Annotated in this window: 21 protein-coding genes; 13 read left to right on the top strand and 8 right to left on the bottom strand. The window is 31.8% G+C overall.

The window, feature by feature from the left end:
* The first annotated feature begins 9 nt into the window (after positions 1–9).
* From ACRHNM_RS09590 to ACRHNM_RS09570, 5 genes are read left to right on the top strand one after another with little or no spacing between them, the layout of a single operon-like run.
* A complete protein-coding gene (locus ACRHNM_RS09590; protein WP_431135993.1) occupies positions 10–885 on the top strand; it encodes a hypothetical protein in 876 nt (291 codons plus the stop codon).
* Positions 886–1,632, top strand: coding sequence for a DUF4129 domain-containing protein (locus ACRHNM_RS09585; RefSeq protein WP_431135991.1), 747 nt, complete (start codon positions 886–888; stop codon positions 1,630–1,632).
* Positions 1,629–2,870, top strand: coding sequence for a DUF4350 domain-containing protein (locus ACRHNM_RS09580; protein ID WP_431135989.1), 1,242 nt, complete (start codon positions 1,629–1,631; stop codon positions 2,868–2,870). Before ACRHNM_RS09585 ends, ACRHNM_RS09580 begins: the two co-directional genes overlap by 4 nt.
* Positions 2,852–3,835: an AAA family ATPase gene (locus ACRHNM_RS09575; protein ID WP_431135987.1), complete on the top strand. Its 984-nt coding sequence runs from the start codon at positions 2,852–2,854 to the stop codon at positions 3,833–3,835. The genes ACRHNM_RS09580 and ACRHNM_RS09575 overlap by 19 nt, the downstream gene beginning before the upstream one ends.
* A 23-nt stretch (positions 3,836–3,858) precedes the next feature.
* Complete coding sequence (locus ACRHNM_RS09570) at positions 3,859–5,190, top strand: DUF58 domain-containing protein (protein ID WP_431135985.1); 1,332 nt, start codon at positions 3,859–3,861, stop codon at positions 5,188–5,190.
* 180 nt (positions 5,191–5,370) lie between these two features.
* Here ACRHNM_RS09570 and ACRHNM_RS09565 read toward each other — a convergent pair whose 3' ends face one another.
* From ACRHNM_RS09565 to ACRHNM_RS09555, 3 genes are read right to left on the bottom strand one after another with little or no spacing between them, the layout of a single operon-like run.
* A complete protein-coding gene (locus ACRHNM_RS09565) occupies positions 5,371–7,671 on the bottom strand; it encodes a TonB-dependent receptor domain-containing protein (protein ID WP_431135983.1) in 2,301 nt (766 codons plus the stop codon).
* The gene (locus ACRHNM_RS09560; RefSeq protein WP_431135981.1) at positions 7,668–8,594 is read right to left on the bottom strand and encodes a FecR family protein; all 927 of its coding nucleotides are present in this window, start codon (positions 8,592–8,594) and stop codon (positions 7,668–7,670) included. The genes ACRHNM_RS09565 and ACRHNM_RS09560 overlap by 4 nt, the downstream gene beginning before the upstream one ends.
* Positions 8,595–8,647: 53 nt before the next feature.
* Positions 8,648–9,160: an RNA polymerase sigma factor gene (locus ACRHNM_RS09555; RefSeq protein ID WP_431135979.1), complete on the bottom strand. Its 513-nt coding sequence runs from the start codon at positions 9,158–9,160 to the stop codon at positions 8,648–8,650.
* A 125-nt stretch (positions 9,161–9,285) separates the two neighbouring features.
* Here ACRHNM_RS09555 and ACRHNM_RS09550 point away from each other — a divergent pair, with 125 nt between their 5' ends.
* Positions 9,286–10,764 (top strand): hypothetical protein, encoded by a 1,479-nt coding sequence (locus ACRHNM_RS09550; protein ID WP_431135977.1) that lies wholly within the window; start codon positions 9,286–9,288, stop codon positions 10,762–10,764.
* A gap of 78 nt (positions 10,765–10,842) precedes the next feature.
* Here the strand turns inward: ACRHNM_RS09550 and ACRHNM_RS09545 are convergent, their stop codons facing one another.
* Positions 10,843–11,322: a Dps family protein gene (locus ACRHNM_RS09545; RefSeq protein ID WP_431135975.1), complete on the bottom strand. Its 480-nt coding sequence runs from the start codon at positions 11,320–11,322 to the stop codon at positions 10,843–10,845.
* A gap of 103 nt (positions 11,323–11,425) precedes the next feature.
* Between ACRHNM_RS09545 and ACRHNM_RS09540 the strand changes: the two genes are divergently transcribed.
* Positions 11,426–12,364 carry a hydrogen peroxide-inducible genes activator gene (locus ACRHNM_RS09540; RefSeq protein WP_431135973.1) on the top strand — a complete coding sequence of 313 codons (939 nt, stop codon included), beginning with the start codon at positions 11,426–11,428 and terminating at the stop codon, positions 12,362–12,364.
* A 47-nt stretch (positions 12,365–12,411) separates the two neighbouring features.
* Here the strand turns inward: ACRHNM_RS09540 and ACRHNM_RS09535 are convergent, their stop codons facing one another.
* The 4 genes from ACRHNM_RS09535 to ACRHNM_RS09520 form a co-directional block, all read right to left on the bottom strand.
* Positions 12,412–12,609, bottom strand: coding sequence for a hypothetical protein (locus ACRHNM_RS09535; protein ID WP_249995382.1), 198 nt, complete (start codon positions 12,607–12,609; stop codon positions 12,412–12,414).
* 179 nt (positions 12,610–12,788) lie between these two features.
* On the bottom strand, positions 12,789–15,341 hold the full coding sequence (locus ACRHNM_RS09530; RefSeq protein WP_431135971.1) for a DUF7619 domain-containing protein: 2,553 nt from the start codon (positions 15,339–15,341) through the stop codon (positions 12,789–12,791).
* An 88-nt stretch (positions 15,342–15,429) separates the two neighbouring features.
* On the bottom strand, positions 15,430–16,230 hold the full coding sequence (locus ACRHNM_RS09525; protein WP_431135969.1) for a TIGR00266 family protein: 801 nt from the start codon (positions 16,228–16,230) through the stop codon (positions 15,430–15,432).
* Between the two features lie 86 nt (positions 16,231–16,316).
* Entirely contained in the window at positions 16,317–16,778 is a 462-nt protein-coding gene (locus ACRHNM_RS09520; RefSeq protein ID WP_431135967.1) for a DUF4442 domain-containing protein, read from the bottom strand.
* Between the two features lie 144 nt (positions 16,779–16,922).
* On the opposite strand from ACRHNM_RS09520, the gene ACRHNM_RS09515 reads away from it, so the two are divergent.
* The 6 genes from ACRHNM_RS09515 (at position 16,923) to ACRHNM_RS09490 (ending at position 21,891) form a co-directional block, all read left to right on the top strand.
* On the top strand, positions 16,923–17,369 hold the full coding sequence (locus ACRHNM_RS09515; protein WP_431135965.1) for a DUF4870 domain-containing protein: 447 nt from the start codon (positions 16,923–16,925) through the stop codon (positions 17,367–17,369).
* 77 nt (positions 17,370–17,446) lie between these two features.
* The gene (locus tag ACRHNM_RS09510) at positions 17,447–17,785 is read left to right on the top strand and encodes a PadR family transcriptional regulator (RefSeq protein WP_431135963.1); all 339 of its coding nucleotides are present in this window, start codon (positions 17,447–17,449) and stop codon (positions 17,783–17,785) included.
* Entirely contained in the window at positions 17,785–19,566 is a 1,782-nt protein-coding gene (locus tag ACRHNM_RS09505) for a PspC domain-containing protein (protein ID WP_431135961.1), read from the top strand. Before ACRHNM_RS09510 ends, ACRHNM_RS09505 begins: the two co-directional genes overlap by 1 nt.
* Before the next feature lie 88 nt (positions 19,567–19,654).
* On the top strand, positions 19,655–20,149 hold the full coding sequence (locus ACRHNM_RS09500) for a nuclear transport factor 2 family protein (protein WP_431135959.1): 495 nt from the start codon (positions 19,655–19,657) through the stop codon (positions 20,147–20,149).
* A 74-nt stretch (positions 20,150–20,223) separates the two neighbouring features.
* The gene (locus ACRHNM_RS09495; protein ID WP_431135957.1) at positions 20,224–20,931 is read left to right on the top strand and encodes a head GIN domain-containing protein; all 708 of its coding nucleotides are present in this window, start codon (positions 20,224–20,226) and stop codon (positions 20,929–20,931) included.
* 123 nt (positions 20,932–21,054) lie between these two features.
* On the top strand, positions 21,055–21,891 hold the full coding sequence (locus tag ACRHNM_RS09490; RefSeq protein ID WP_431135956.1) for a GIN domain-containing protein: 837 nt from the start codon (positions 21,055–21,057) through the stop codon (positions 21,889–21,891).
* The last annotated feature ends 11 nt before the right edge of the window (positions 21,892–21,902 follow it).

Here is a 21,902-nt window from a genome sequence, read left to right as displayed (position 1 = left end):
AACAACTCAATGAAAACCTTCATAGAATTTAAAAAACAACGTGAATTTGGACAACTCCTAGCAGATACTTTTGCTTTTATCAGAAATGAATTTAAACGTTTCTTTGGTGCCATTATCAAAATATCTGGTCCTTATGTTGCCTTATTCCTGTTTTCTATGGTGTTTTACACCTATGTTGTTGGTGATATGTTTAATATCGATTTGATACAAAGCAATCAGTTTTACAGCAGTCCTCTAAAATTAATCGTAGCATACATCACTTATTTTGGAGCCGCTATTTTAGCCTATACCTTTACCACATCTACTGTACTGCATTACATAAAATCTTATATCGACAACAATGGGATCATTAATACTGAAGACATTAAACATAATGTTTATAAAAATTTCTGGGGTTTTCTCGGACTTTCAATTCTTAAAGGATTGACCATCATTGCGGCTACATTACTCTGTTGTTTACCCGTATTTTATTTTGTTGTACCTATGGTTGTTACTTTACCTATTTTAGTATTTGAACAACATGGAGCTTCAGATGCGTACACTAAAAGTTATTCGCTTATCAAAGATGAGTTTTGGATTACTTTGGCTACAATCATCGTGTTTTTAATTATATATTGGGTCGTATCCAGTGTTTTTGCCATACCAACTGTAATTTATACTTATGCCAAAATGGGCATTTTTAGTGGTGAAATAGATCCAGGAAGTATGGATACGTTTGTTGATCCGGTTTACATAGTTCTGAATGTACTAAGCACCTTCTTTCAATACTTACTCAATATCATAACAATTGTAGGATCTGCTTTTATATATTTTAATTTGAATGAACGCAAATACTTTTCTGGCACTTTAGAACGTATTGACTCATTAGGAAAAACAGAAAACTAAATGAGACCATTCAAGTTCTTTTTCTATATGTTTTTATGTTTTCAACTCAGTGTTGCGCAAGAGAAAGATTCTGTTGTAAAATATGACCAATCTAATGTTGAAATCAGAGAAATTTCAGAAAATGATCTTGAAACCTATAAAAACGATGATGCCTTTATTTATATTGAAAATGAGCCTAAAGACAATTTTATTGTAAACGCTTATAACACCTTTGTCAATTGGTTAGGAAATATTATTCGTGAAATTGTAGAAGCCATTTTTGGTGTTGGTGAAGCTCAAGGTCTTCTATACTTTCTTTTTAATATTTTACCTTATCTCATTTTAGCGGTTTTAATTTTTTTCTTAATCCGATTTTTCTTAAAAGTAAATTCGAGAACTCTTATAACTGGTCAAAAAAAGGCTGCTGGTTTTCAGTTTACTGAAGACGAACAAATCATCAAAAATGAAGATATTAATGCATTGATTGACAATGCCATTTCCCAAAAGAATTACAGACTAGCCATTCGTTATTATTATTTACTATCTCTTAAATACCTCGCTGAAAAACAAGTGATTACCTGGCAACAGGAAAAGACAAACGAAGATTATATTACAGAAATAGAATCTGAAACCCTAAAACGTAACTTTAGAAATATTACACGAATCTATGACTATGTATGGTATGGTGAATTTAATGTGGATCAACTGCGATTTGAAAGTTTGAAAATTCCATTTGAATCTCTAAACACTAGTATAAAACAACAGTGAGCAAACAGGTTAAATTTTATATCGCTTTAACGGCATTGGCCATTTTCGGAATTGTACTCATGGAGTATTCTAAACCGAAGAAAATCAACTGGTTTGCTTCCTATGCCAAGCATCATAAAATTCCGTTTGGAACCTATGTGTTTAATGAGCAGTTAGAACGTCTATTCACTGAAACTGACATTATAAATCTTGAAAACCCACCATATCCATACCTTTCGCAATCTGATAGCATCAATGGAACATACATCTTTATAAACGACTATGTTCAATTTGGTGATACAGAATTAGATAAATTACTAGAATGGACCTCTAAAGGCAATACACTTTTCATTGCTTCAGAAGATTTTGAAGATCAACTTTTAGATACGTTGCATCTGAATACTGATATCATGAGTAAATTTGAAGTCGAAGGTGACAGCTTTCAATTTCAGCTTACTAACGCTAAACTACATCATACAACAGTCGTTTTTGATAAAAGTATTTACGCGACTTATTTTAACGTAATTGATACATTAAACACGTCAATTCTAAGCACTATAAAAGATTACAAAATTGATGATGAAGATGAAGATTCTATTAAGATTACAGAACCAGTAAACGTTATCAAACAATCCTTTGGAAAAGGCACTGTCATTTTAAGTGCATTTCCCCAAGCATTCACCAATTACTTTATTTTAAAGTCTCCAAATCAAAATTATACTGCAGGATTAATGTCATATATAGACGATTCAAAACCCATTTATATCGACCATTATTACAAATCTGGAAAAGCTTATTACACATCTCCAATGTATATTTTACTGAATAACAAAGCTTTAAAATGGGCTTATTATATCATGCTTATTGGTGTTATATGTTATATTATTTTTGAAGCAAAACGTAAACAAAGAGCAATTCCTGTTGTAAAACCGCTTCGCAATCAAACACTGGATTTTACTCGTACAATTGCCAATATGTATTATGAAAAAGAAAAACATTACGACATAGCACAACATAAAATTCAACATTTTTTTGAGTACATCAGAACACATTTATATTTAAGTACAACCACTATTGATGATGCGTTTTTGAAAAATCTTGCAGCTAGAAGTAATAATAGTATTGAAGACACTGAACAACTTTTTAAAACTATTAAAGACCTTAATCAAGACAAGCAACTTAACAACATACAATTAGAGCGCTTAAATGCACTTATAGAAACTTTTAAAAGTAATAACTCATGGAAGAAAAAGACCTAGATTTTGACAATAGAATTCCTTTAGAGGATTTGAAAAATGCCGTAGACAGTATAAAACATGAATTGCGAAAAGTAATCGTTGGTCAAGATCAATTTGTTGAATTATTGATTGTAGCGCTTTTAGCTGATGGCCACGTTCTCATTGAAGGTGTTCCAGGTATTGCCAAAACAGTTACAGCAAAATTATTTGCCAAAGTACTTAAAACCAATTTTAGCCGCATTCAATTCACTCCAGATTTGATGCCAAGCGATGTTTTAGGAACTTCAATACTTAACATGAAAGAATCTGAGTTTGAATTTAAACCTGGACCTATATTTTCAAACATTGTGCTTATTGATGAAATTAACAGAGCTCCCGCAAAAACTCAGGCAGCACTTTTTGAAACCATGGAAGAGCGCCAAGCCACTATTGATGGTAAAACGTACAAGTTTGAAGCGCCTTTTATGGTGTTGGCAACTCAAAATCCAATAGAACAAGAAGGAACATATGCCTTACCAGAAGCTCAATTAGATCGGTTTATTTTTAAAATAAAAGTTGATTACCCAAGTTTAGAAGATGAAATTAAAATTATAGAGTCACATCACAAACGACAGGGAAAATTACCTCAAACCCTTATAGAGCCTGTTTTAGACACAAAAAGTCTTGAAGATTACAAAACAAAAACACAAGCCATTCTTGTAGAAGAAAAAATCATCAAATACATTGCTGAAATTGTATCTAAAACCCGAAATCATCCGCACTTGTATTTAGGTGGTTCACCTAGAGCTTCCATTTCCATTTTAAATACAGCTAAAGCTTTTGCTGCTATAAATGGACGTGATTTTGTAATTCCTGAAGATGTCAAAAAAGCGGTTAATCCCGTTTTAAATCATAGAATTATACTCACACCAGAACGCGAAATGGAAGGCATGACTACAGAACAGGTAATTGAAATGATTGTACAATCTGTAGAAGTTCCTCGTTAAGAGATTAGAGACGTTAGTTAAAAATGAAATCCATAAAATCACTATACATACATAAACAATTTTACATCTATTTGGCTGTGATTTCGGTATGCTTTTTAGTGTCGTATTGGCTCCCACTATTTTATCCAATAGCCTGGATTTTAGTGATGGTTTTGATTGTACTTCTTATTACTGACTTACTTCTCCTCTATCGTTTTAAAAATGCTATTTCTGCTCGACGAATTTTACCTGAAAAATTATCTAATAGTGATGACAATCCCATTCCGATAACGCTAAGCAACCTGTACCCTTTTCAGGTGTATATTGATGTCATTGATGAGTTGCCTATTCAATTTCAAAAAAGAGATTTTTCATATAAAATCAGTTTGCAATCTAATGAACATCATGATTTTACATATGACGTTACACCTGTAGAACGTGGTGAGTACGTCTTTGGAAATCTTAATGTTTACACCTCTTCCAGATTGCGTATTGTAAAGCGAAAATACCAGTTTCAGAATGAACAAATGATTCCTGTTTACCCGTCGTTCATTCAAATGCAGAAGTATGATTTTTTAGCCATAGGAAATCATTTAACACAAATCGGACTCAAAAAAATAAGACGTATTGGTCATACTTCAGAGTTTGAACAGATTAAGAATTATGTTGTTGGTGACGATTACAGAACCATTAACTGGAAAGCTACTGCTAAACAGGCTCAATTGATGGTCAATCAATTTCAAGATGAAAAATCACAACCCATCTACTCTATTATTGATACTGGTCGTGTGATGAGAATGCCTTTCAATGGTTTAAAACTCTTAGATTACTCCATAAATTCGGCCTTAGCGTTTAGCAATGTCGCCTTAAAAAAACATGATAAAGTTGGTCTACTCACGTTTTCAAAAAATATTGAGCAGTTTCTTCCAGCCATTCATAAAATGACGTATCTCAATACGATATTAGAAGCCTTATATAGCATTAATACTCAGTTTTATGATAGTGATTATGGCTTACTATATGCGCAATTAAAACGAAAAGTCACACATAGAAGTTTGTTATTACTTTATACAAATTTTGAACATATTAGTGCTTTAAAACGTCAATTACCATACTTACAAGCCATATCAAAAAAGCACATGTTAGTGGTCATTCTATTTGAGAATACTGAATTAGAAACACTTATAACTGCAAATGCTGAAGACATTCAAAGGATTTATCACAAAACGATAGCTGAAAAATTTGCTTATGAAAAACGATTAATGGTAAAAGAACTACAAAAGCATGGAATTCAAAGCATTTTAACAGCTCCTGAAGAATTAACCATTAATACGATTAATAAGTATTTAGAAATTAAGGCGAGAGGTCTGTTATGACATTCCCTCATTACTAAAATATTACAAAGAATCTCAAGATAATTAAGGGTTTAACTTATTCAATTAAGATTTCTCGACAAGCTCGAAATAACAGCCCAATGTCATTCCGACCGAAATGGAAGAATCTTGTCCTTTACTTTAGCACAGACCTTCGATTTAGGTTTACAACATATTAAACAATCACCAATACAACCTAAACATAATATTAGGAGTAAATCCTAAAGAGAATTTATCAATCACTTCAATCTCATTATTAAAATCATTATTCCCTAAATATTCTCTACTTATTAAATTATTTCTATTGTAAACATTCCGAATTGAAAAACCTACTTCACCCTTAAGTTTACCAGCTTCTGAAAAATTAAAGGCATAGGTTGAAGAGACGTCTAAACGATGGTAATTTGGCAAGCGCTTTGTGTTGATCCCTTCATTAAACTCTAAACCATCATCACCCAAAGTAGAACCTGTAAATGGTTTTCCTGTTTGCCATCGCCAACCCAAAGCCACTTGAAAATTTGAAATTTTATAACTCAATGAGGTTGTAATCGAATGTATAACATTAGATCTAGACGTAAATGCATTGTCATTATTCAAATTGCGATATGTGCTTTCAGATTTATTAAATGAATAGCTCACCCAAGTATTAAAACCATTAAAATGCTTTCTTAGATATACATCTACACCATAAACTTCTTGCGCTCCTAAATTAAACTGACTATTCTGCGGATTTAAAAACCCAAACGATAAAGCTGTTATATGATCCAGTGTTTTGTAATAATTATCAACGTCTAAAGTCCAACCATCATTAGTATAGATAAAGCCTAAAGACACTTGTTTACTATTAATAATTGGAAACTCATTCCCATTTGCCAATCGCCAAAGTCTGTTTTCTAAAGACAAATCACTAATTACAGTTTCATCAATTTCACTAATGATTTGATTTTTAATTTCTCCTGAAACCTGAAGTTTCACATGCTTAAAAAGTTGTTTATAAAATAATAATCTTGGTTCAAATCTATAGGTTTCCAATTCATCAAAATAAGTTGCTCTTGCTCCTATTGACACGTCAAATAACTTTGAATTTTTAAATTCATAATTCGCATATACACTATGGGTTTGTACTGCAGATTTATCCTGATCTAGGATAAACTCAAGGTTGGTTGTGTTTTTAAATAGATAACTGACATCTTTAAGAACATATTGATATCCTAAAGTCACAGCATGGTGTGTATTGATTTTTTGCTGAAGTTCAGTTGAAATACCTGAATCGAAAATTAAGTTTCGCTTTTCAAAATCTGAAGTTTGCTCATTCTCTTCGGAAGTGATATAATTATAATCTAGTTCATAATCTGAAAAAAAGACTGATGTATTTTGTTTTAAATTAGCATTCCACTGTGTGTTCCAACCAAAACTATAACCTGTGTTTTTTATAGACATACGATCATTAAAGGCTTCATTTGTTTGAGAATTGTTGACAGTATAGTCAAGTTGATTATCTATTGAAATCATACTCACAAACACACTATTATTGGCATTAGGCTTATAATTTAATTTGATATTAAAATCTAAAAAGTTAAACTCATTATTTGGATTATCTCCATTTTGAATTTTAGTGTTTTCAAAGACTTTATCAGCCAGTCTATCGAACGTAACCGACTGATATAAATTGGTATAACTAGACCTTACTGAGGCTTGCATTCCTAATTTACCTTTTACAATTGGAGCATCGACATAAGCATCACCATCGATACCATTAAAACCAGCTTGCGCTTTTAGTTGGTCTTCAATTTTGGTATTGGTTGTCATCGAAATCACACTTGATGCTCGTTCGCCATATCTTGGATGAGATCCTTTATTGATAAAGTTAATCGTCTTAGTTGCATTGGGATTAAAAGGTGAAATCATTCCGAAGAGATGACCTTTATGGTACATATTAATTCCATCCCAAATGAGGCGGTTTTGATCCATTTTTCCGCCTCTTACCAAAAAACCAGAGGCGGTTTCGTTTGGACTCACAACGCCTGGTAATAATTGAATACTCTCTAAAACGTCTGATTCTGTAAGTCCAGGTAAAATATCCAGAGTTCTTGGTCGGATTTGATAAGAACCATCCTTTTGTTTTGAAATCCCTTTGGTCAAATAACTGTTTATTATAATTTTTTCTAATTCTTGAATAGCTGCTTCAGTTTTGTGGCTACTGACTATAATATACCTGTTATCTAAAATTTCAAATCTGAGATTTGTTTGAAGTTCAATTTCTGAAAGCACTTGATTTAAGGAACGTATTTCATTTTTTAAAGTAATGGTTTGATCTGGTAATACAGCATCGTAATAAGAAAATCTTACATCATAAATATCTTCAATAGTTTTAAATGCATTTTGTAACGTTTCTGAATTGAAACTAATATAAAATTTAGCCTCTTCTTGCGAAAAGGCTAAATAAGGCAGTACCGCTAAAAAGCAAATAATCAATTTTTTCACTTTATGCTCAAATAAATGTTTCCTTTTTCTTTTTCAAAATATTGTATCTGTAAAGATTTAAAAACTGTTTGTAATGCAGTATTCAAATTTTTATGGGTAAAACTACCTGTATATATGATATTATCATCAATACCACCTGAATGTATGTCAATATTGTATTGCGATTCTAAAGCAGCAATCACGTATTTTAGTGGTACACTTTTAAAACTGCTTTCACCATTAATCCAGCTAGGACTACCTTCAGGAGAAATCCGTTTTTCAATAGCATTTCCATTAATACGTCTTACTGAATTTGAAGGTAATAAGATTACATCTTCGTCTTTCGTTTTCACACTAACTTTGCCTTCAAAACAAACCACTTCAAACAAGTCGCTTTCTGAGTTGACATTGAATTGTGTTCCTAAAACCTGTACCTTTCCATTATCTGTTACGACACTAAAAGCACTTCCCTTTTTAACTTTAAAGTAGGCCTCACCTTCAAGATGTAAGGTTCTCTCCTCGCTCCAGTTATCTTCATCATAGGTTAAAATCGACTTAGAGTTCATAATCACTTCAGAGCCATCTAATAAGGCAATGGTTTTTTGCTCTCCATAATTGGTCTCAACAGTTATAACATCATCGTCTAAGATAGAGAACAGTCCAAAAAATAAAACTAAAGAAGCGGCAATACCTATCAACCACGTTTTAGTATTTAAGTTACGAACTTTTCCTTTTTTGTTATAAATTCGATCTTTAATTTTTGCAAATGAAGCATCAGTTGGTGACTCTAATTTATCATAGGTATCAAGGCCTTTTCTAATTTTAAGAAACGACTTATAATCGGCTTCAGAAATCAACTTTTTCAGTTCATTATCAGACAGTTCACCTTCGAGCCATTGCGCTAAAAATGTATCATTATCGTTATGTGATTCTTTGTGCTTCATTATTTATCTACTAATATGACAACTCTATTTAATAAAACCCTACTTTTTATTTATTAAACATTTCCTATCTGTTCTCTGAGAACTAATAACGCAGAATGCATTCGTTTTTCAACAGCTTTAACTGAAATCCCTAACTGTTCAGCAATCTCTCTGTATTTCTTTTTCTCAATTCTGTTAAGTAAAAAAACTTCTTTTTGCTTATCAGGAAGTGAATCGATGGTTTGCTGTAATTTATCCATGAATTCCTTCTCTAACATGATAAATTCTGGAGACTCATTTGTATGTTGATGAGAAATACTTTGCTGATATTTATGAACAACTTTCTCGTGCTTTACTATATTTAAAAAAGTGTTAGAGGCCACTGTGTATAAGTAACTTTTTACTTTTTCATAATTGACTTTTTTACAATTGTCCCATAGTGTTATAAAAGTGTCCTGAACAATATCTTCAGCCTTATCAATATCTTGAGTTTTAAAAAAAATAAAACGCCTTAAATCCTTAGCATATGTTTGGTATACAGCTTCAAAAGTTTTTGAATGGCAAATATTTTGTTGATCTTTAGACATTATGGGTTTGAAAGTGGATGCATCAAAACTAACTAAAAAAAAATTAGAGAAAAAAGTAGGGTATTTTTTTTTTAGCTTGTCTTAGCTATGAGTGATCACCAAAAAATAACCAAAAACATTCTATGATGAAACATTTTAAATTATTTCTTTTAAGCTTTATTATAACCGCAGGGTTTTTAACCTCTTGTTCTAATAATGATTCTGTTGTTGAAGAACAAAACATAGACCAAACTGAAGCTATTACTCAATCTTTAAACCGACTTGCGCAACAATTCAATGATCAAGGAAATGTTATTCAATCTGAAAATCCTTCAGGAAACATTGTCTTTGATTTTTGTTTTGATTTTGTTTATCCATTAAACTTAGCTTATAACAATGGAACAACCGTTACCATTAATGGTTTAGATGATTTGATTACGATTTTAATCAATTCTACCGATAATTTATACATAAATGGTGTCGAATTTCCGTTTAATGTAGAAACCTATAATGATGCTGCTGGTGCTATTGAAGTTCTTACCATAAACAATGAAGATGAATTCTTCGATTTATTAGAGAACTGTGATTTTGAAGGTGCAGATGATTGTGCCTGTTTTGAAGTATATGACCCGGTTTGTGTTGAAGTTCAAGCTCCAGATGGAGAGTCTTTTATTGTAACATATCCTAACGAATGCTATGCGATGTGTGATGGATTTACACCAAATGATTTTGTAGATAATTGTGCAAATGATTACAATAATCCTGGTGGCAATACGTGTTTTGAGTTTGTTTTTCCTTTAAGCATTATCACTGATGAAAACCAAACGGTTACTGTAAACTCTCAAGAAGAATTAGACAATGCGCTTTACAATGCATACTACTTTAATTTTGTGTATTCATTTGATGTCATTATAAATGATGAACCGCTAAGTATTGGAAATGAAGAAGCCTTTTTAGAGCTATTAGAGTTTTGCTTTAACAATGCTAATTGTCCGTGTCCTGCTAATGTAGATCCTGTTTGTGTTGCTATTCAATCTCCTAATGGAGGAACTGAAATCATAGAATTTTTAAATGCTTGTGAAGCTGAATGTGAAGGTTTTACTACTGAAGATTTTGTGGATTGTAATACAACTGAACCATGCGATTGCCCAACTGACGAATACGATCCTGTTTGTGTTGAAATAAATGAAAACGGAAATACTTTTATCGCGACATTCTCTAATGCTTGTTTTGCTGAGTGTGAAGGATTCAGTTCCGCAGATTTTATAGATTGTGATGTTAATAATCCCACAGAATGTAGTGAACAAGATGTCTTTGCTTATTTAATGGAGTGTAACTGGTACATAAATACCAGCCTATATAATAATGTTAATGCTGAATATGCACATTTTTTCCAAAATGGAGTTGTAGAGATTACAAGTGAGGGATCAAATCAAACAATAGGTGGTGATTGGTGGTTAGCTTCTAATCCCAGCTCTACGGAAGTATTTATGTTTTTCAATATTACAAGTGAGCCTTATAGCATGTTTTCTTCGTTGGATTGGGTAGTTACAGAGTGTAGCGAATATTTTATAGTCTTACAATCTGGAAGTGAATTCATACAACTAGAACGCGATTGCGACTAAAATTAAAATTGATTTCATACATTAAAAAACCCTTTAAGATGTTTCTTAAAGGGTTTTTTAGTTGTCTGTTTCTAAAATTTATACACTTTCTCCCAACCAGGCCTTCATCATCCAAACCGTTTTTTCCTGTTCAGTAATAAAATCACTCATCATAGAATTGGTTCCTTCATCATTTGCTTCATCTGAAGTATCAAGAATTTGGCGTTCAATTTTCAGAAGCACAGCTAACGAATCAACAATAAGTTTAACTGCTTTTTCGTCTTCAGAAATATTTTTACCAACAGGTACTTTTGCAGCATTAGAATAATCTTCAAAAGTATGTAATGGTGTTTCTCCTAATGTTAAAATACGTTCCGCTATTTCATCTACCTTTATATTGGCATCTGTGTAGAGTTCTTCGAATTTGACGTGCAAATCAAAAAAACGCTTGCCTTTGATATTCCAATGAATACCTCTTAAGTTTTGATAATAAATTTGAAAATTAGCTAATAAATGATTTAAATCTACTGCTATTGATTTTGTCTTTTTGGTATCTAAACCAATACTATTCACTGTCATATCTCTATTGTTTTTATTTATGTAAATTTAAAATATAATTAACTTAATTGATAATAGTTTTTATAAATAGTTTTTATATTTTTATAGTCTAAATGAATAAGCAATGACTATTACACAACTAAACTACGTTCTTGCTATTGCAGAGCATAAAAATTTTACTAAAGCCGCTGAAAAATGTTTTGTAACACAGCCAACACTGAGCACTCAAATACAAAAATTAGAAGACGAATTAGACATTTTAATTTTTGATAGAAGTAAAAAACCTATTGAACTTACAGATGTTGGTCGAAAAATTGTGCATCAAGCTAAAAATATTGTTGACGAGTCTGAGCGCATTCAAGATATCGTAGATCAACAAAAAGGATTTATTGGTGGCGAATTTAAGCTTGGCATCATACCAACCATAATGCCAACGTTGCTACCAATGTTCCTGAAGGCATTCATCAAAAAATATCCTAAAGTAAAACTCAAAATTGAGGAACTTACAACTGAAGAAATTATAGCTAGAATTAACGAAGGACATCTAGATGCTGCAATAGCTGCAACACCTTTACACTTAGATACTGTAAAAGAACGCGTGCTGTATTATGAACCTTTTGTTGGCTATATTCCTAACGATCACAGGTTGTTTAGTAAGAAAAAATTAGACACTTCAGACTTAGATATTGAGGATATTTTATTATTGGAAGATGGACATTGTTTTAGAGATGGTGTGATTAATTTATGTAAAACTTTTAAAAAACATACTGATGATCAATTTCAGTTAGAAAGTGGCAGTTTTGAAACTTTAATCAAACTATCAAATGAAGGTTTAGGTATGACTTTACTTCCTTATTTACATACCATTGAATTAAATGACAAACAGAAAGACAAATTACGTCATTTTACTGATCCGTCTCCTGCCAGAGAAGTAAGTATCATTTACCATAAAAATGAATTAAAAATGCAAATTATTGACTCGCTTCACAGTGTCATTTCTGGCATTATTCGCGGTGCAATAGCATTTCAAAACGTCAATATTATTAGTCCGTTGTCTAAATAAAACCTAAAAAATCGAACTAAAAAAAGCGACTCGTGAGTCGCTTTTTCCTATTGTTTTAATAAGATTAAACATTGATCTAATTCAGGGTTCTGTAGAATTAAAGATTTGATATAAATCTTAAGCTCTTCAATTTCGTAAGGTAACAAACGACTAAGTGCTTTTTTCAATTCTTTACAGAACAACGTACTATCAAAACTTACTTTTGCAAGCACAGTTTTGGTGTACTCGAACATTGCTCTAGCCATAATTTAAGTTAATTTTGGTTTTAGTTAGGTAGATGTGTGTATAGGCTTTTGTTTTTTTATTACTTCCTAAATGTAGTAAAAAAAATGATTGTTTCATCATTCTAAACAAAAAATTAACAAAATAAGCTTTCGTTTAAAGGTAAATAAAAGCGTTTATCTTCACTAATAACGACTGTTTACTAATGTTTGACAACTTTTATCGTTTCAGTTTTAGAGTTAGAAAACACTTTAACAAAGTAAATTCCACTATTAAGAGTACTCATGTCAACTAGATTGATATTGTCTTGAGCAACTTCTAATACCTTACGTCCTTGAATATCAAAAACACGTATGGTTTGAATAGTCAAATTGGATTCTATATTTAAAATATCAATAACTGGATTCGGATATATTTTGATTGTTGAAAAATTAAAATCATCAACACTAAACGTATCTTCTTCCACTTCAGTTGTATAATTGTTTGTAATAATTGGTGCGTTGAAATCGAAATATATTTCTGCCTGATTTGAAAAGACATCACCCAAAACCAAACTTTCAAGAGTTTTAATTTTATACACTATGTAACCATCATTATTAGCATCGTCAAAAGGTAATTGAATGTTTTCAAAAATGAATTCAACATCATTGTCTGAGTTGATTCTTGTAACGTAATCATGGCTTCCATCTAAAGGAACTAAAGTATTAACATCAAATTTTGTAGCATCAATAGCATTCTTTACTACGATGTTTGTTGCATTAGCTGTTCCTAAATTTTCAAATCGAATCATATAATGTACGTATTTACCAACGTCTTCAGGTAAAATTGATTCGCCTTCTAAACATGTAATGTCGTTTGGATCCAAAGAATTGACAACATCCTGCTTTAGTTCAAACCTGTTATCATTTGTTGTTTCATCATCAATTAAAGGAAATATTTGAGCAACATAACCCAAATCATCTCCACTATTCAATGGGAAGTCAGGATCTACTGGTGTATTTAAATTAAAAACCACTTCAATTTCTCTGGTTTCAAAAGGTGCTAAATCTGTAAAATCCCATGACATGGTATTATTTGTGTCAGTGTCATAAGTTGGGCTTGACAATACGTTTTCTATATAATCACTATTGAGATGATAATCAAATTCAATATTACCAGACAAAATAGTATTTCCTTTGTTCCTATAGATAATTCGATAATACGATTCAAAACCAGGTATTGCATTAGTGATTGGAATTATTACAACTTCCAAATCATTATGTGCTCCATTAGATGTTAAACAAAAATCTTGATTATATGGACTTATGTCTGAAGGGAAATTGACTGAAAGCGTATTTGGAGAAATTGTGAAATAATCTAGGTTTTCCACATTAGGAGTTAAAATAAAGCTTCCTTCAGAAACAGGTAAACTATAATTACCTGTTACGTCTGCTATAAACGTACCACTATCAATACCATTAGAAATACTAAAATTCATATTTGGGTATACAGCGTCATTACTATCACAACCATCCAAATTCACATCAATTTTATTTTGACCTTCAACATAATAAACTTCACCACCTGGAATAAAAGAACAATATGTATTAACCTCACAATTAGCAATATCATAAAAATCTACCAAATACTGAATAGTTTCTAATTCAATATCATCAACACAAATAAACTCTAGATTAATACAGTTATTAATATTAGCACTTCCAGTAATTCCATTTTTGATATTCAAATATTGTAAATTAATAGAATTGCCAACACCTAATGTTTCTAAATTAGAATTTTGACTTAGATCCAGACTAGAAAAATTAGAATTAAAAGCATAAAACGTTGAAAGGCTTTCTAATTCTGATACATCTAGATTAGACAAACTACTACCATAAGAAGTGTCTAGGTATAATAAATTAGCAAGTCCAGCCATATCAATACTAGAGAGTGCGCTGCAATTTCTGAGGTGTACGTATTTCAAATTAATAAGATCTGTTAAATCTAGACTTGATAATCCAGTACAATCATCAAGATTCATGTATTCTAAATTAATAAGTCCACTTAAATTCAAATTAGACAAACCTCCAATAAAATTAATAGTCAAATCATCTAAACTAATTAAACCATTTAAATCTATATTAACTAACACATCATTATATCCGTATATTTCTATACTTTCCAAATTAGTAAGTCCGTAAAAATTTAAACTTGTAATTGCTGGAACATCAAAAACTGTTAAATTTAATAAACTAACAAGATTAGAAAAATTTAAACTAGTGACTTCACGTAAATTATAGCAGGTTAAATTTTCTAAATTAACAAACCCTGTTAAATCCAAATCATTGAGCTCATAAGCTCCATAAATTGTTAGCGTTTTTAAATTTGTCAGACCATCAATATTTAAATCATTTAAGACAAAACAATTATAAATTTGAAGTTCTTCGAGATTAATATGTGGTGTGAGGTTCAGAGTTTCTAATTCAGGAAAATATCCTTCAAAATACCTAAGGTTAATAAAATATTGAAGTCCGTCAAGAGTTATAGCCTCATTTTCATCTAAAAATAAACCAATGACACTTTCTGCTTCTGAAATTTGGATGAATCCATCATTATTAGTATCGACATTAGAATCTGGAACACCATCACCATCTATATCAGCGCAAGAAGTGTTTAGTAATGCATATTCGAACCATCCATCAGGAATATCAACAATTTGAGCATTTCCAAACAGAAAGATCATAGTAAATAAAACTGAGAATAGAAATGATTTCACGTAGTTAAAATTTTGAGTGAAAGTAGACGATTAAGATAAAAAAAGGATTGTAAATATAAACAACTTTTTTTATCTATAAATTGACAAGCTAGAACCTATTATCACCATCTAACAAATCACCCAAACCGCCAAGAATACTCCCTTCTCCTTTATCCTTTCCTCCTCCTCTTGGAGCAGATGCTAAAACACGTCCAGCCAATCTGCTAAAAGGTAACGATTGAATATAAACTGTTCCTGGCCCTTGCAGTTTTGCAAAGAATAAGCCCTCACCTCCAAAAACTGTATTCTTGATTCCTCCAACAAATTCGATATCATAATCGACACCTTGAGTAAAACCAACCAGACAACCTGTATCGACTTTCATGGTTTCACCAGCTTGCAATACCTTTTTAGCCATAGTTCCTCCTGCATGTACAAATGCCATACCATCACCTTCCAATTTTTGCATGATAAAACCTTCTCCTCCAAATAAGCCTCGTCCTAATTTTTTAGAAAACTCAATTCCAACGCTTACCCCTTTAGCTGCGCAAAGAAAGGCATCTTTCTGGCAAATGAACTTCCCTCGAAATTCTGTTAAATCAATAGGAATAATTTTCCCTGGATAAGGAGAAGCAAATGATACATTACGTTTACCCGTTAGATTATTATAGAAAGCAGTCATAAACAAACTCTCTCCTGTTAAGATACGCTTTCCTGCACCTAAAATTTTTCCTAAGAAACCTGAATCCTTCTGAGAACCATCTCCAAAAATGGTTTCCATTTTAATGCCATCATCCATCATCATAAAACTTCCTGCTTCAGCAATAACACCTTCCTGAGGGTCAAGTTCTATTTCTACGAACTGCATTTCTTCGCCGTAAATTCTGTAATCTATTTCGTGTGATGTCATAATGTTATGGGTTTAGTTGTTGATTTGTTTAATATGTTGATTTTTTTGACGTTTTGTTACAAGTTAAAAAAATCAGCTGTAAACTTCTACTTTTTGTTTTTCACTTTTATAGACCATTCAAAATTAAAATCTGAAACCTGAATGCCTTCCTTATTAAGACCTTTAGAATTTAAACGTACGGTTTGACCTTCTCCTGTATCAATTGCTTTCGTAATTGCTTTATCAATTGTTTCACCTTGATTACAGGTAAATTGAATTCGTCCAGTTGCCTTTTTGGTAAAAGTAGCGTCATTATTGGTTACCAGCATTGACATTTTTTGTCCGCTAGATTTAATTTTAGACATGACTAAAGCTCCTGTAGTAAGTTCTGCTGCCATACCTTGAACAGCCCAAAACATTGAATTAAATGGGTTTTGATTAATCCATCGGTGTTTTACTGAAACAATACAAGTTGTGTCTGATAAAGACTTTGTGCGTACGCCACAAAAATAAGCAGATGGTAATTTGAATAATAAAAAGGCGTTAAGTTTTCTTGGCGAAATGTTCATGTTTGCTGGAAGTTTCAGCTAAAATATTGAAAAAAATCCATACCTCAATTTGTTAATATTATGTTAAATTTAAGTACTATGCGTAACATAATACCTTCTTTTAGACATATATTTGTATAAGAAATTACTATATGCTTTAAAATTATGCTAGACAATCACCAAAAAAATATCGCAACTTTTATTCATTTATCAACTTTCACAAGGTTTATAATTCCGTTTGGAAATTTTATTGGTCCAATCGTATTATGGATGGCAAACAAGGAAAAATCTGAATTTGTAGACAACCATGGAAAGCAAGCCATAAATTTTCAAATGAGCATATTACTTTATGCTCTTATTATGGGCATATTAACAGTGCCGTTTTTCATTTTTAACCTCATTAGTTCTTTCGATTTTATAGATATCGATCTTTTTGACGGAATTCACTTTAATATTTCAGAACCTTCTCCTCTATTATATATTGGTGGTGGATTAGGAGTTCTTGCCGTTTTAGGTTTTATACTTGAACTTGTTTTTATAGTTATTGCAAGCCTAAAGGCAAGAGATGGAGAACCATATCATTATCCGTTAACGATAGCCTTTTTAAAATAATCACAATATTTCATCAAATTATCATCAATCATCAATCAAAAAATGAACAGTTTACTAAAATTTAATCGCTTTAAAATATGAAGATAGAAAACACAAAAGCACAAATGCGAAAAGGTGTCCTTGAGTACTGCATATTATCGGTCTTAAAAGATGACGATGCTTATGTTGCAGAAATCTTAAGCACTCTCAAAGACGCTAAGTTGCTTGTAGTGGAAGGCACAATTTATCCGCTACTAACACGACTTAAAAATGCAGGATTACTCAATTATCGTTGGGAAGAATCCACTTCAGGACCACCAAGAAAATATTATGGCCTTACCGAAACAGGACAATTGTTTTTAAAAGAACTTAATGGCACCTGGACCGAATTACAAAATGCAGTTAACCTAGTAACCAGACAAAAAAATAAAAAATAATGAATAAGACAGTCAACATAAATTTAGCAGGTATATTCTTCCACATTGATGAAGATGCATACTTAAAATTACAGCGCTATCTTGAGGCTATAAAACGTTCATTTACAGACTCTCAAGGTCGATCAGAAATCATATCAGATATAGAAGCGCGAATCGCAGAATTATTTAACGAACGTGTTCAAAACGAAAAACAAGTCATTAGAATCAAAGAAGTTGATGATGTAATCTCAATTATGGGACAACCTGAAGACTATTTGGTTGATGATGAGATTTTTGAAGATGAACCAACGTCTACTTATCATAGAAGCTCAAATTCTAAACCTTCAAAAAAATTCTATCGTGATACTGACAACTCTTATGTAGGAGGTGTTTCCGCTGGATTAGGACATTATTTTGGAATCGACGCATTATGGGTTCGGTTAATTTGGATTATATTAATCTTTGGTGCTGGAACAGGTGTTTTATTATACATCCTCTTATGGATTTTAGTTCCTGAAGCTAAAACAACTTCAGAGAAGCTAACCATGACTGGAGAACCTGTTAATATTAGCAACATCGAAAAAAAAATCAAAGACGGTTTTGATAGCGTTTCACAAACCGTTTCAGACACCGTAAAAAACGTAGATTTACCAAAGCAAGGACAAAAAATTAAATCCTCGTCAAAAACATTTTTTGACACTATTGGTGACATCATAATGTTTTTCTTTAAGGTATTTGCCAAATTCATCGGAATAATCTTAATTATAGTTGGAGCAGCCACCTTAATTTCATTGCTAACGTTCTGCTTGAGTTTAGGAGCAATTGATGTCATACACTTTCCAGGTTTAGATATTTTTGAAGCAGCCAATGCCGCCAATACACCAGTGTGGTTAATTTCATTAATTACTTTATTTGCTATTGGAGTACCTTTCTTCTTTGTGTTTTATTTAGGATTAAAAATTCTAATTAACAATTTAAAGTCCATTGGAAATGTTGCAAAATTCACACTCTTAGGATTATGGCTAATGGCACTTATCGGAAGTGTCGTCGTAGGCGTAAGACAAGCCAGCGAACATGCTTATGATGCTACTGTGAGCAAAAAAGAACAACTCAACATTAAGGCTAATGACACATTAACACTGGCTATGGTCGGTAATACGCTTTACAGTAAACAATTTGGCAGACATGGTAATTCTTTAAAAGCGGTTTACAATGAAAATGATGAAAAACTCATTTACAGCAGAGATGTTAGACTCATTGTACGTTCAACTAAAGATTCGGTAGCTTCAATACATATTGAAAGGACTGCTGAAGGCAGAAATTATAAAGAAGCCAAACTAAGAGCTCAAGAAGTAAATTACAATTATGACCTTATAAATAAAAGACTTGAATTAGATGGCTTTTTAACTACTGCTTTTGAAAATAAATTCAGAGATCAAGAAATTGAGGTCACACTTTATTTACCCGAAGGAACAATTCTTTATGCTGAAGAAAACACCTATTCATACCATAGAAACTCAAGTTATTACAATGATATTTTAGATAATGGGATGGAAAATCATTACTTAGAAATCACTAACAACAATGTTAGATGTCTAGATTGTCCTATGGAAGAAGATTTCCAGATAAAAGTAGATGTTGAAGATGACAAAAAAGGACTCAAAATAGATGAAAATGGTGTTCAAATGAAAACGGAAGGCAGCAGTTTAAAAATTGACGATAATGGAATTAAAGCTAAATCAGATAATATAAAAGTTAACATTGACGATGATGGTATTGAGATTACATCTGATGACAATTAACAATTCAGCAATCTAAATTAACAGTTCAGACATTTCAGTTTTGAAAATCGTATTAAAACTGAAATATTTGAATCATCAAATAAAACACATGCAAAAACCAATATATATCGTATTAAGTCTCTTAGGTGTTTTAGCTAACATGAATGCTCAAATGGCAACAGATTCTGAAATATTTAAAACATTAAAAGCTAATGACAGCCTTATTTTTGAACGCTCTTTTAACCACTGTGAAACACAATACCTGAGCCAGTTAATTGCCAAAGATTTTGAATTCTATCATGATATTTCCGGATTAGAAACCTCAAAAACCAGATTTATCGAATCGATAAAAAATGGCATTTGCAACCCAGATATTGCAACAACATCCAGAAGAGAGCTTATCGATGGAAGTTTAGAAGTTTTCCCACTTCAAAACGATGGTGTCATATATGCTGCGCTTCAAAACGGAATCCATAGGTTTTTTGAAACCACAAATGACAAAGAAGTACCTGGTAGTACTGCCAAGTTTTCTCACTTATGGATTATCGAAGACGGAAAATGGTATTTAAAAAGAGTCATTAGTTATGACCATCAAATGCCTTAAATATTATCAATCAAAAAACGAACAATCAATCATTAACACATGCTGAAATTAATTCAGTTAAAAAACAACCAATCATGACAACACTAACAAAAATTATCGTAGCTACAGTATTAGGTATATTACTAGTTTCATGCAACTTCGATTTTAATCTTGGAGTTAAAGGCAACGGAAATGTAACCACTACAGACAGAGCACTAAATGAAGATTTTAATGCTATAGAAGTCAGCAGAGGACTCGATGTTTATCTCACACAAAGTGATTCAGAAAGCATTAGGGTTCAAGCTGATGAAAATCTGCAAGAGATCATTACTGTAGAAGTAGAGAATGGCGTTTTAAGTATCTCTGCTGAAGAAAACATAAGTTCTGCTGCTTCCAAAAAAATAATGGTCAATTTTAAAAATATTGACAGAATTTCCACATCCAGCGGAAGCGATGTCATTTCAACTACTATTATTAAAGCCAATGATCTTGAAATACACACCTCTAGCGGAAGTGACGTAGAACTTGAAGTGGATGTTGAAAACCTTATTTGCGAATCTTCTAGTGGAAGTGATATTAAATTATCAGGAACTACACATACATTTCGAGCTGAAGCCTCTAGTGGAAGTGATATAAAAGCAGCCAAACTTAAAGCCGTTACAACCAAAGCCGAAGCAAACAGTGGAGCAGATATTACAGTTAATACTTCAAAAGAATTAACCGCTCACGCTAACAGCGGAGGCGATATTAAATATTATGGTAATCCTGAAAAAGTTAAAAAAAAACGACGGTCCTTCTGGTAGTATCAGGAAACAATAACATATTAACAACCAACTAACCAACTTGTTTTTTTAAACCATTTCAAGCTCAATTTCGAGTTTGGGATGGTTTTTGTTTTATATTTGTTCAATACTTAATTTAAACTAATGAAGAAGATTACCTTATTTTTATTAATTACTTTAGGCTATAGCGCAATTGGTTTTGCTCAAGAAGACGATAAAGTAAAAGGTGATAGAAATGTAACTATTAAACAAACCTACGTAGATAATTTTAATACCATTGTTGTAGGTGAAGATTTTGAAGTAGAACTATATTATAACAGTAAACCTTCTGTTGAAATTGAAACAGATGATAATTTACATGAATACATTACTATAGAAGTTGTGGATAGCGTACTCACTTTCAGGACGACTAAAGACATCAGATCCAAAAAAGAAATGAAAATCAAAGTTAATTACAGTACTGGATTTTCTCACATAGAAACTCATGACAATGCAGAAATAAGATCGCTAACCTCTTTAGAACTTAATGACGCTAGCTTAAGAGTAACAGGGTCATCAAGAGCCTATTTAAATATAAAAGCTAAAAATTTCAAATTCAACAGCTTAGACAAAGCTAAAGTGAAGCTCAATGTAAGTGCTACAAAAGCCATAATTGAATTAAGTGACAATTGTAAATTAGATGCACTTGTGAATTCTAAAGAAACAAAAATAGATTTATACCAACGAGCTAATATTGATATTGAAGGCACTACAGATAATTTACGTTTGTTTGCAGATAATAATGCTCAGTTTAATGGTAAAAACTTTACTTCAAAAATTTGTAATGCTGTTTGCGAATTTGCCAGTGATGCATATATAGAAGCAACCGATTCTATTACTATTGAAGCTTCAGGATCAAGTGAAATTTACTTGTTTGCGAATCCTAAAATTACAATCAACAGATTTTTAGACACTGCAAAACTTCAGAAAAAAGAAAAATAATCTAATCATAT

The sequence above is a fragment of the Psychroserpens mesophilus genome, assembly GCF_050617655.1.
Taxonomy (GTDB): domain Bacteria; phylum Bacteroidota; class Bacteroidia; order Flavobacteriales; family Flavobacteriaceae; genus Psychroserpens; species Psychroserpens mesophilus_A.
Note: the sequence above shows the minus strand (reverse complement) of the source record. Positions and strands in the feature narration are given on the sequence as shown.

Excerpts from the sequence above, each read along its gene's own strand:
- ACRHNM_RS09590 (WP_431135993.1), top strand. The coding sequence starts at position 10 with ATGAAAACCTTCATAGAATTTAAAAAACAACGTGAATTTGGACAACTC.
- ACRHNM_RS09585 (WP_431135991.1), top strand. The coding sequence starts at position 886 with ATGAGACCATTCAAGTTCTTTTTCTATATGTTTTTATGTTTTCAACTC.
- ACRHNM_RS09575 (WP_431135987.1), top strand. The coding sequence starts at position 2,852 with ATGGAAGAAAAAGACCTAGATTTTGACAATAGAATTCCTTTAGAGGAT.
- ACRHNM_RS09570 (WP_431135985.1), top strand. The coding sequence starts at position 3,859 with ATGAAATCCATAAAATCACTATACATACATAAACAATTTTACATCTAT.
- ACRHNM_RS09560 (WP_431135981.1), bottom strand. The coding sequence starts at position 8,594 with ATGAAGCACAAAGAATCACATAACGATAATGATACATTTTTAGCGCAA.
- ACRHNM_RS09555 (WP_431135979.1), bottom strand. The coding sequence starts at position 9,160 with ATGTCTAAAGATCAACAAAATATTTGCCATTCAAAAACTTTTGAAGCT.
- ACRHNM_RS09550 (WP_431135977.1), top strand. The coding sequence starts at position 9,286 with ATGAAACATTTTAAATTATTTCTTTTAAGCTTTATTATAACCGCAGGG.
- ACRHNM_RS09545 (WP_431135975.1), bottom strand. The coding sequence starts at position 11,322 with ATGACAGTGAATAGTATTGGTTTAGATACCAAAAAGACAAAATCAATA.
- ACRHNM_RS09540 (WP_431135973.1), top strand. The coding sequence starts at position 11,426 with ATGACTATTACACAACTAAACTACGTTCTTGCTATTGCAGAGCATAAA.
- ACRHNM_RS09535 (WP_249995382.1), bottom strand. The coding sequence starts at position 12,609 with ATGGCTAGAGCAATGTTCGAGTACACCAAAACTGTGCTTGCAAAAGTA.
- ACRHNM_RS09525 (WP_431135969.1), bottom strand. The coding sequence starts at position 16,230 with ATGACATCACACGAAATAGATTACAGAATTTACGGCGAAGAAATGCAG.
- ACRHNM_RS09520 (WP_431135967.1), bottom strand. The coding sequence starts at position 16,778 with ATGAACATTTCGCCAAGAAAACTTAACGCCTTTTTATTATTCAAATTA.
- ACRHNM_RS09515 (WP_431135965.1), top strand. The coding sequence starts at position 16,923 with ATGCTAGACAATCACCAAAAAAATATCGCAACTTTTATTCATTTATCA.
- ACRHNM_RS09510 (WP_431135963.1), top strand. The coding sequence starts at position 17,447 with ATGAAGATAGAAAACACAAAAGCACAAATGCGAAAAGGTGTCCTTGAG.
- ACRHNM_RS09505 (WP_431135961.1), top strand. The coding sequence starts at position 17,785 with ATGAATAAGACAGTCAACATAAATTTAGCAGGTATATTCTTCCACATT.
- ACRHNM_RS09500 (WP_431135959.1), top strand. The coding sequence starts at position 19,655 with ATGCAAAAACCAATATATATCGTATTAAGTCTCTTAGGTGTTTTAGCT.
- ACRHNM_RS09495 (WP_431135957.1), top strand. The coding sequence starts at position 20,224 with ATGACAACACTAACAAAAATTATCGTAGCTACAGTATTAGGTATATTA.
- ACRHNM_RS09490 (WP_431135956.1), top strand. The coding sequence starts at position 21,055 with ATGAAGAAGATTACCTTATTTTTATTAATTACTTTAGGCTATAGCGCA.